Source organism: Daejeonella sp., from assembly GCF_037719425.1.
GTDB lineage: Bacteria > Bacteroidota > Bacteroidia > Sphingobacteriales > Sphingobacteriaceae > Daejeonella.
The window spans coordinates 45,183-55,620 of record NZ_JBBJNI010000002.1; the positions used below are offsets into that span (position 1 = coordinate 45,183).

Below are 10,438 nucleotides of genomic sequence, written 5' to 3' on the forward strand. Positions count from 1 at the left end.
ATTGTTGCGAGACTGGCGAAGTTTCTTTCCACTCAGTTAGTAAACTTCGCAAGTCTGTAGCCTGACTTACGAAGTTTCTTTCCGCCATGCGTGTGACTTCGTCAGTCTAAATTGTTGCGAGACTGGCGAAGTTTCTTTCCACTCAGTTAGTAAACTTCGCAAGTCATTCTTGGAACCACTTCTTTACAATGACCTTATGATCTTCGAAAAACCCTTCCAGTCCACCGAACCAATCCAATACCTCTTGTCTTTCTAGCATGCTGGGTTTTGTTAAAAGGTAGGACCGATAAGAAGAATATTTATAGTCTTCCATTCTCTTTACAAGATTCGCAACATATGGGTTTTGATGGATATATGTTATAATCCTGGTGAAATGAGAATCATCAGTAACCTCTTGTAGCTTATATCTTCCCTGAAACAGATGACCTACGCGATTATATTTTTTATTAATAGCTTTCGAGTATGAAATAAAGAAGTTCTTAATCCCCTTCTCAAATTCGTAAGGATTATTGACACGAATAAAAAAGTGAAAGTGATTGGGCATTAGGCAATACGCAAATACATCCACATGTGGTAATAAGTAGTCAGCAAATCGTTTTAGAAAAAACACATAATTCGCTTCTTCAAAAAAGATCTTCTGTTTATTATTTCCCCTATTATACAAATGGTAATTGTATCCTTCTTCGGCCATATTCCTTTTGACGATAACCTAAATTTAGGTAACAAAAAACTCAATTCCTTTTACTCGAGAAAATCGACGCTATGCAACTGACTTACGAAGTCTCCTTCCGCCAAGCGTGTGACTTCGTCAGTCTAAATTATTAACGAGAATAGCGAAGTTTCTTTCCGCTTGGTTAGTAAACTTCGCAAGTCAGTAGCCTTGCCTTGGGCAACGGAGGCTGCCCTAAAATTTGTCAGCATAAACTACATTATTGATACGTTTAAGCCTCGCTGTATTGTATTATTGCATAAATAAAATTTATTAGGATCGACAAGATGAAAAGGACGTTTCTCAATTTCTTCGCTCTCATAATTTTTGTGCCAATGTTAGCAGGCATTTCCGGCTGGCATACCGCCGAAAACCAGGGCGTTAATAATGTACTTGCAGCACAAGACTCTTTTAAAAACCCTATCGCGGATGGAGCTGATCCCTGGGTTATAAAATCAGGAGAATATTACTACACCTGTCGTTCTAAAGCAGGGCAGATCATGGTAAGCAAATCAAAAAAACTAACGGAGATTGGGCCGGCTAAAGTGGTATGGAAGTCGCCTGTAAAAAGCTGGAATAGCAAGACTGTTTGGGCACCGGAACTGCACCAAATCGGAAAGAAATGGTATATATATTATGCAGCAGGTCAATCCGGCCCTCCGTTCATCTATCAGCGTTCCGGCGTACTGGAGTCCGTGACTGATGACCCTCAGGGTGAATATGTCGACAAAGGGATGCTAAAAACCGGGGATGATAATGCAGATCCCTCAAAGACGATTTGGGCAATCGACCTGACCGTAACTTCAATAAATGGTAAATTATACGCAGCGTGGTCTGGCTGGGAAAGAAATGCAACCACAGACAAAACATCCCAGCATTTGTATATCGCTCGTATGAGCAATCCGGTTACTATCAGCTCTCAAAGAGTAAAGATTTCAAGCCCTGATCAGCCTTGGGAACGGGGAGGGCCGCTCGACCTGAATGAAGGGCCCCAATTCCTGAAAAATAAAGGGAACACCTTTATCATTTATTCTGCCCGGGAGTCTTGGACACCAGAGTATCGGTTAGGTCAGTTAAAGTTAAAAGATTCTACCAGGGTTATTTTAGATGCAAAAAACTGGATTAAGAGCGGGCCGGTTTTCCAGGGTACTCCTCAGGTATTAGGCACAGGTCATGCGAGCTTTACTACCTCTCCGGATGGCAAAGAATGGTGGATCTTTTATCACAGTAAAAAGGAATCATCACCGGGATGGAACCGCGATCTGCGGCTACAGCAATTTTCATGGGATGCTAAGGGAAATCCGGTATTTGGTATTCCCGTTGTTGCAGGTACCCTTATCAAAAAACCTGGCGGGGAATGATCTCCTGGTATAAAGCCTCAGGCAGGTAAACTCACGATCGATTTACTTCCCACCTTGCTGTGCATCCGAAAGTAGGAATATCAGATTCGAATGTGCATTTCTTGCTAAAAACGAGAGTTTTCTTAATATGATGCTTAATCCGCCAGGGCTACATTTTTTTTAATTTCTCATACAATTGTGATAAGGATCTCTCCTGGATAGCTGTAATATTACTTTATCTAACTAAACCAAAGTGAAATAAACTAAACAAAACCACGAAATGTCAGGAGATACTAAGTTAAAATATGCTTAAGCAATGAACCAACACCAAACAATCACACTAAATCAAAACGCTTTATGGAAAAAATTTACAATATAAGAAGGGGGGTCTGTTTTTCTCTTAATGAATTATTTAGGCAGAGAACGATTATCATACTGGTTATTCTTCTCGCCGGCAGCATGGAAGTTGCAGCTGCAGGAAATATAAACAAGCTTTTTGCTGATATAATAGTTCGGGGTACGGTTACAGATGCCGCCAATGGCGAATCATTGCCGGGTGTAACTGTTAAAATAAAAGGCAGTGCCACTGGAGTAGCTACAGACTTACAAGGTAGATTTTCTATCACGGTTCCTGAAGACGCTGTACTTGAAATATCCTACCTCGGATATGCGAGGCGCGAAGTAGCTGTAAATAAGAGAACTCAGATCAATATTACCCTTGAATCTACTTCGTCAGCTCTTGAAGAGTTTGTTGTAGTGGGCTATGGCACCATTGCAAAAACCGATTATAATGGTTCTTCAAGCACTATCCAGCTGCAAAATGTCAACGAGAACAAGGTTATATCAGTACCAGAAGCTTTACAGGGCAAATTAGCGGGGGTGCAAATTCAGAATAACACGGGAGAACCAGGTGCCGGTATGACTTTTAATATACGTGGATTAACCTCCATAACCGGAAGTAATCAGCCTTTGGTAGTTGTTGATGGCCAGCCGATCGAATCCAGCCTTGGTTCTACTCAGGCCGGATCGAATCTCGACGGCGGAGCTGTAATTCCTCCTGCAGATCCTCTTGCAAGTATCAATCCTTCAGATATTGCGTCAATAGAAGTTCTGAAAGATGCTTCATCGACTGCCATTTACGGGTCACGCGGAGCAAATGGAGTTATTCTAATCACTACAAAATCAGGGAAAAGTGGTAGAGATAAACTTACTTACACCACACGCCTGGACATGAGCCAGCTGCCTAAGAAACTGGATGTTTTGAGTTCAAGACAGTACATGGATTTTAGAAATGAAGCCGCTCTAAACGACGGATTAACTGCACCCTTTACTGCATTCCAATTAGATTCGGTAGAAAAAACACAAGGAATTATCTGGCAGGACCTGATTTACCGCAATGCATTTTCTCAGGACCATCAGCTTTCTGTGTCGGGCAGGGATGATAAAAGCAATTACTATATCACTGGGAATTTTTCGGACCAGAATAGTATTATCCGGAATGCCGGGTTTAAACGCGGTGGACTTAGGGTAAACTATGAGAAGAAAGTATCACCCAAACTTACTGTGGGCATTCGTAATTACTTCTCGCTTGCCGACAGAAATTTTGGCCAGCAATCTAATAAGGAAGGTATTTTTGGTTCTTCGGCTGTGGGGGGCGCGCTATCATTCAATCCTTTGAATTCACCTTACCTGGAAGATGGGACCATCGATGAAACATTTGCCAACAACCCGATTACGGTTATTACTAAAGTGCTGGACAAAACTCAGATCCGGACATTGACTTCAAATTTGAATGTGGACTATAAAATCACCAAAAATCTGGCTTATAAATTAACAGCAGGGGTGAATGATTTATATTCGAAGCGCCAGCTATATTACCCTACCGGGACTTTCATTGGTAATACTGCTCCAAATGGCTCTGCTACCCAGGCCGATAACTCCAATTCTAATTATGTTATTGATAATATCCTCAATTACCGTAAAGTTTTTGGTGGAAAACACTCGCTAAATGTTGTTGGAGGATATTCTTATCAGGCATGGAAAAACACGAGTACCAGTATAACTAATTTAGATTTTCCTTCTAACTCACTAACGTATTTTAATTTTGCAAGTGCTACAGCGCTTGGGCGAACTTATAATACAGATAAAAGACGAGCACTCGCTTCTGTTATCAGCCGGCTTAACTATGCTTATGATAGAAGATATTCCTTAACCTTAACCGCAAGATATGATGGGGCTACACGTTTGGCGGAGGGTAATAAATGGCAATTATTTCCATCTGTTGGCCTTGGCTGGAATGTCTCTAACGAAAAGTTCTTTAAAGATAATGTCAAGTTTTTATCAACGCTTAAGCTTCGTACCAGCTTTGGTATTGCAGGAAACGAGAATGTTGCAATTGGTGCTACCCAGGCTACCTATAGTATAAACAATGGTGTTGTGGGCCCCACAATTACCCCGGGTTATATAATCGATAACTTTGCAAACCCTGACTTAAAATGGGAGATCACCAAGCAGTATAACGTCGGTGCTGACTTTGGTTTTGCTGAAGACAGGGTTTCCGTGAGCGTGGATGTATACAAGAAAAAGACATCCGACCTGTTAATTAGCCTGCCTATCCCGGCGTCGTCAGGATTTGTGAATTACAATACCAATGTGGGAAATGTAACCAATAAGGGAATCGATGTTGAAGGTACATTCTCCATATTACGTGGTGCTGTTAAATGGGATGCGGGAGCAAATTTCTCCGTTTTTGATAATAATGTAGTTGATATTGGACCTTCATCAATCATTTTCGGAACAGGTTATATCTCTGCCGGAGCTATTGTACTAGGTCAGCCAATACAAGTTGCTAAACCAGGTTTTCCGATTTCTTCGTTCTGGGGTTATAAAACTCAGGGAATTTATCAGAACCAGACAGAAATTAATACTGATCCGGGTCTGGCTGTTGATAACACAAGGTCAACCATCAAACCAGGTGATATTAAATATGCAGATATCAATAATGATGGGCAGATTAATGAGCTGGATAAAACAGTTATCGGTAATCCAAGCGCCGACTTTACGTATGGGTTCAATTCAAACCTCTCGTATAAGCGCTTTTCATTTAGCATGAGTATTTTCGGTAGCCAGGGTGCCGAGATAATTAATCTCAACAGGTGGATAACGGGTGCTAATAATACCAATGGTAATTTTAATTCCTTTCAGGATGCCTATGATGGCCGATGGAGAGGCGAAGGTACAAGTAACAAATATCCTCGCCTAACTACAGCGGCGATTAGAATGAGACAGCGTTTTCCTGATTTATTCGTAGAGGATGCGTCATTTATCAGGTTACAAAATGCCACCGTTGGATATACGTTCAAGTTGCCTGCGGGTTTGAAGTTAGGAAACCTGAAAACATATATTACAGGAACGAATCTGATTACATTAACTCCGTATTCGGGATATGATCCGAATATAAATGCCTTCGGAAACAGGGTGCTGATGAGTGGTACTGATTTTGGAACACTGCCTCAGGCAAGGACTTTTTCAGCAGGTTTAGAACTTACTTTTTAATCATAAAAGATAGATAAGATGAAACCATCATGATTTTGCCAAAACCCGCAGGGGGTAAGATTATTAAATCATGATAGCTTCATCACCTTAAAAACTAAAAAAATAAACAGATGAAAATATTAAAATATTTCTCAGGCTTTTTACTAGCAACAACAATGATTTTTAATTCCTGCCAGTTAGATGAGACATTAAGAGATACTCCTACCATGGGCAATCTTCAGACTGAGGCGGATGTAACTGCGGTAATAAGGGGTTTATACTCTCAATTAAACGACCCTAGTGGATTCAAATTTCTAGGGCATATTATGCTAACGGTTATGGCTGATGACATATACTCGACTGCCGGATCGGAATATGGACCATACCAGGATAGATCTTTGACAAGTACAAATACAGCCCCATTCTGGAACAGGCTTTACTCTACTATCGGAAATGCGAACAGCCTGATCGGAACGCTTGATAAACTTACATTTTTGAGTGCGGCTTATAAAAAACGTGCATTGGGGGAAGCTTATTTTATACGAGCTTTCTCCTACTACTATTTAGTCAGATTATATGGTGGTGTGCCCTTAAATATTGAAGAAGCTAATGCTTCTACAAACTTTTATAAACCAAGAAATACTGTGGATGAAGTTTACGCACAGATTTTTAAGGATATGAAAGCTGCATCGAGTTCTCTGCCGTTGCAAGGCCAGATCGTTGCCGGAGAATTAGGCAGAGCCTCAAAAGGAGCAGCTCAGGCTTTGCTCGCCCAGGCTTATTTAACTTATGGAAACCAATTATCACTAAAAGGACAGGCGCCAACAACGAATTACCAGAATGCCAGTTTATACGCCGATTCTGTTATTAATAGCGCACAATACAATTTATTGAATGATTATGGAGATCTTTTTGATATAGCGAAAGAAAATGCTGCATACAAAGAAGTGATTTTCGGTGTACGGTTTCAAACGGATGCATCCGCCCGGGCACAACCTGCAGCAGGGTCTGAGTTTGCGTTAAGGTTTGCATCAAGTAATACCTGGGGTGTAACAGCCGGAGGTGCAAACGGAGGAAACACTTATCGTGTGGCGCATTGGTTTGCTGATTATTATCGTAAGGGTGATTACAGTAACGGCATATCAACATTTACTCCTAACATTGATTACAGGAACGAAAAAGCATTTTTTCAAAGAGGAGTTAATAACGTGAATAAATTTTTTGCTGTTTATCCTAACATTCCGGGGTCAACAGTTCCCGGATCAACAACTGACGGGACGATCAATGACCCGCTGCTTTCAAAATATATAGATGCAACGGGTAAGGATGGCAGAAATCATGGCAACGATTTTTTCATAATTCGTTTTGCGGAAGTGTATTTAATTAAAGCGGAAGCTGAAAATGAGTTGAATGGAAACACCGCAGCAGCAAGGGCCGCATTTAATATGGTTAGGGCTCGCGCCAGAAGAGCAGATGGTACAGCAAGGCTAATCCCGGCAGATATCACTTCTGTAGCACTTACAAAAGATCAGCTGCGTTTAAAGATCTTTGATGAGCGTGGATTAGAACTGGTGGGAGAAGGCCAGAGATGGTTTGATCTGGTTAGAATGAGAAGTCCTCTAAGTGCCACCCAAACTATGTACGAATACCAATTTAAGGTTATACTAAACGATGCCGCCAACTTTCCAAGAGTTCTTCCAACTGGGTTTAATACGACAACCAAAAGGTTTACACCCACAGCGGCAAACGCAGTGTATGCTCCCATTTTGAACGTAACTGTACCTAAATTCTTATTATTTCCTATTCCTGCGACAGAGATTAATCAAAATGCGAATTTTGGACCTCAAAATACCGGTTGGTAGTAAATACATTGGAAAAGGGAAGCAGCACTGCTTCCCTTTTTTTCCGTATTTTAATAGTGTATTATCCGCAATATTACTCAGGTTATCCTGCCTTATAAAATGATAAAGAAAATTTCGTTTATAGCCACACTTGTACTTATTCAAACTTGTACGCTGCTTGCGCAGCAACAGGTTTTCGATACTAGAAGGATGGTATTGACACCTTTTGAATATAATGAGGTAAAGCTTCAAAATAGCCCTTTGTCGCGGCAGTTCACCGAAGTTGAAAATTATTACCTCGCTATTTCCAATGACGATCTTTTAAAAGGCTTTCGGGAGCGTGCGGGGCTTCCGACTTACGGCGCTAAAAATTTGGGCGGGTGGTACAGCAATGACCTGTTCCATATATTTGGTCAGTTGTTAAGCGGAATGAGCAGGTTGTATGCGGTATCGGGTAACGAAGCTTTGAAAACAAAGGTATCTGATCTGATTTATGAATGGTCAAAAACGATTGACAAGGACGGATATTTTTTCTACTCAAAAAAGCCAAACGCGAAACATTATGTATATGAGAAAATGGTTGGGGGATTGGTTGACGCACATTTGTTCACCGGTGATAAGCAGGCACTTTTGCAACTTGATATAATTAGCGATTGGGCAATTAAAAATTTAACCAGGGAACGGATTTACGGACAAACTCAATCAGAATGGTATACACTTTCTGAAAATCTATACCGGGCGTATCAGGTTACAAAAGATAAAAAATACCGTGATTTTGGAGAGGTTTGGGAGTATTCAGACTACTGGAACTCCTACCTGAAAGGCACCCCTCCTATAGAAAAAACAAGGCACCATGGGTACAGCCACTTAAACACTTTAAGTAGTGCTGCTGCTGCATATTTGACAAGCGGTGATAAAAAGTATGAGGAAATAATTAAAAACGCTTACGATTTCTTTACAAACACCCAAACATTTGCAGCCGGGGGCTTTGGTCCGAATGAACGCCTGTTACCGAAAGATAAGCTGGTTGAGGCACTCAGGTCAACACATAATTCATTTGAAACACAATGTGGTTCGTGGGCGATTTTTAAATTCAGTAAATACTTGATGGAAATTACTGGGGATGCAAAATATGGCGACTGGATTGAGAAAATGACTATAAATGGGATAGGGGCAAATATCCCTATGTCTGGTGATGGCAAAGTGCTGTATTATTCAGACTATAATCCCCGGCAGGGTACTAAGCACAATTATCATCTGGGATGGAGCTGTTGTGTAGGGACGCGCCCTCAGGCGGTAGCTGAATACGCGGATCTGGTTTATTTCAAAGGTGCTGATGGTTTATACGTTAACCTGTATACTCCATCGGAAATAAGCTGGAACGGGCTTTCAGTCAATCAAACAACTTCATACCCTGAAACGAACCACACAGAATTTGATATAACATCGAATACATTGGGTAAAAAGGTAGTACTGGCATTCAGGCATCCGTCGTGGGCTAAGCAAACCCCGGTTATCTGGGTAAACGGTAAAGTTGTACGGCCCGTTGTTATTAATAACTGGTTGAAGGTAGACCGGTTATGGAAGAATGGAGATAGAATAAAAATTGTCTTCCCAATGAATCTATATGCCGACAGATTGGACGATTCCTCGCAATTTCCAACAGCAATTATGTACGGGCCTGTCGCAATGGCTGTAAATGTAACAGACGAGTATCCCTCAGTTATTGCTGATGAAAATAATTTAGCGGCTAATTTTAGCCTCGTGCCAGGCACTCCTTTAACCTTCAGGGTGAAGAAACACCCTGATCTTAATCTTCGTCCGTATTACGAGTTTGCCGCAGAAGAACCATATATACTATACTTTGATCCTGCAGTTAAGAATTTTGTGCCAGAAAAAAACCTCCTGTTTAAGGGAAACTGGCAAAAAGCAAAAGGGCCATATTTTAGCAATGAAAAAAATGCCAGTGTAAGCACCAACTTTACCGGAACTGGGATAGTAATTCTTATTAGTGGTTTCAGGAATTCCGGTAAAATGAAAGTTGAAATTGACGGTAAACAGGTCGATATGATTGATACTTACAATCCAAAAGAAGGTGAATTGCAAACAGAAAAAATGTACAATAATTTATATAGGGGCAAACATCTGGTGACTGTTTCCGTATCGGGAGAAAAGAACCCGGAGTCAAAAGATAGTTTCATAAATGTTAGCAGATTTAAGGTAATTGATTGATTTCACTTCAATCGCATACGTCTTTTCAAATCCAATTCTGTAAAGGCTATTATAAATAGCCTTTTAAAAGTTAATTTAGGTGCGTGAGTTTCATGAAATATTTTATCAGATACTTCTGTTTACCTATATTATTTTCTCTAATAGCTAGTATTGCCTTTAGCCAGCAAATCCTTTTTCGTAATTATTCGGTTAATGATGGCCTGGGCTCAAATACAATTTGGGCAATTTCTCAAGATAGCGAGGGTTACATGTGGTTCGGTACCAAAGATGGTTTGAATCGTTTTGACGGCTATAATTTTAAATCATTCAGATACAATAAGGGCAATGCTAAGTCTTTGGGGAGCAACTTTATACATAAAATATTAAATTTTGATAAGTCGCACCTATGGATAGCCACTGATCTGGGAGTATACATTCTGGATATGGAGAAGGAAACCTTTAATCCGATTAAAGCGCTGGCCAATAAAGCTGTCTTTGATTTAATGAAAGATAGTAAAGGATCAATCTGGATTTCCACAAGAAATCATGGGCTTTATCAATATAAGCTATCTTCTGAAAAGCTAATTAACTACCAGAACAAGAACAATGACAGAACAACGATTTCTTCAAATCAAATAAGGAGAACAATAGAAGACGATGATGGCAATATCTGGATAGCGGCATTTGGCGGTGGGGTCGACGTGTTAGATCCCGTTAGTAAAAAGCTTCAGCATTTTAAGGCAGGATCAGAACCTGGCGAGCTTTCCAGTAATTTGATCCTGTCATTATACAAGGGATTAGAT

Annotated in this window: 6 protein-coding genes; 5 read left to right on the plus strand and 1 reads right to left on the minus strand. The window is 40.5% G+C overall.

Annotated elements, in window-relative coordinates:
• Nucleotides 1-163: 163 nt before the first annotated feature.
• Complete coding sequence (locus WKF69_RS00575; RefSeq protein ID WP_340378581.1) at nucleotides 164-691, minus strand: transposase; 528 nt, start codon at nucleotides 689-691, stop codon at nucleotides 164-166.
• Between the two features lie 353 nt (nucleotides 692-1,044).
• Between WKF69_RS00575 and WKF69_RS00580 the strand changes: the two genes are divergently transcribed.
• From WKF69_RS00580 to WKF69_RS00600, 5 genes are all read left to right on the plus strand, one after another.
• Nucleotides 1,045-2,070, plus strand: a complete 1,026-nt coding sequence (locus WKF69_RS00580; protein WP_340378582.1) for a glycoside hydrolase family 43 protein — start codon at nucleotides 1,045-1,047, stop codon at nucleotides 2,068-2,070.
• A 336-nt stretch (nucleotides 2,071-2,406) separates the two neighbouring features.
• Nucleotides 2,407-5,604, plus strand: coding sequence for a TonB-dependent receptor (locus tag WKF69_RS00585; RefSeq protein ID WP_340378583.1), 3,198 nt, complete (start codon nucleotides 2,407-2,409; stop codon nucleotides 5,602-5,604).
• Nucleotides 5,605-5,714: 110 nt separating this feature from the next.
• Nucleotides 5,715-7,445 (plus strand): RagB/SusD family nutrient uptake outer membrane protein, encoded by a 1,731-nt coding sequence (locus WKF69_RS00590; RefSeq protein WP_340378585.1) that lies wholly within the window; start codon nucleotides 5,715-5,717, stop codon nucleotides 7,443-7,445.
• A gap of 99 nt (nucleotides 7,446-7,544) precedes the next feature.
• The gene (locus tag WKF69_RS00595) at nucleotides 7,545-9,656 is read left to right on the plus strand and encodes a beta-L-arabinofuranosidase domain-containing protein (RefSeq protein WP_340378586.1); all 2,112 of its coding nucleotides are present in this window, start codon (nucleotides 7,545-7,547) and stop codon (nucleotides 9,654-9,656) included.
• A gap of 92 nt (nucleotides 9,657-9,748) precedes the next feature.
• Nucleotides 9,749-10,438 (plus strand): two-component regulator propeller domain-containing protein (locus tag WKF69_RS00600; RefSeq protein WP_340378587.1); only part of this gene is annotated, 690 nt, incomplete at its 3' end.

What these genes read in the sequence shown, in the direction of transcription:
- WKF69_RS00580 (WP_340378582.1), top strand. Translation starts at nt 1,045, where the DNA reads ATGTTAGCAGGCATTTCCGGCTGGCATACCGCCGAAAACCAGGGCGTT.
- WKF69_RS00585 (WP_340378583.1), top strand. Translation starts at nt 2,407, where the DNA reads ATGGAAAAAATTTACAATATAAGAAGGGGGGTCTGTTTTTCTCTTAAT.
- WKF69_RS00575 (WP_340378581.1), bottom strand. Translation starts at nt 691, where the DNA reads ATGGCCGAAGAAGGATACAATTACCATTTGTATAATAGGGGAAATAAT.
- WKF69_RS00590 (WP_340378585.1), top strand. Translation starts at nt 5,715, where the DNA reads ATGAAAATATTAAAATATTTCTCAGGCTTTTTACTAGCAACAACAATG.
- WKF69_RS00595 (WP_340378586.1), top strand. Translation starts at nt 7,545, where the DNA reads ATGATAAAGAAAATTTCGTTTATAGCCACACTTGTACTTATTCAAACT.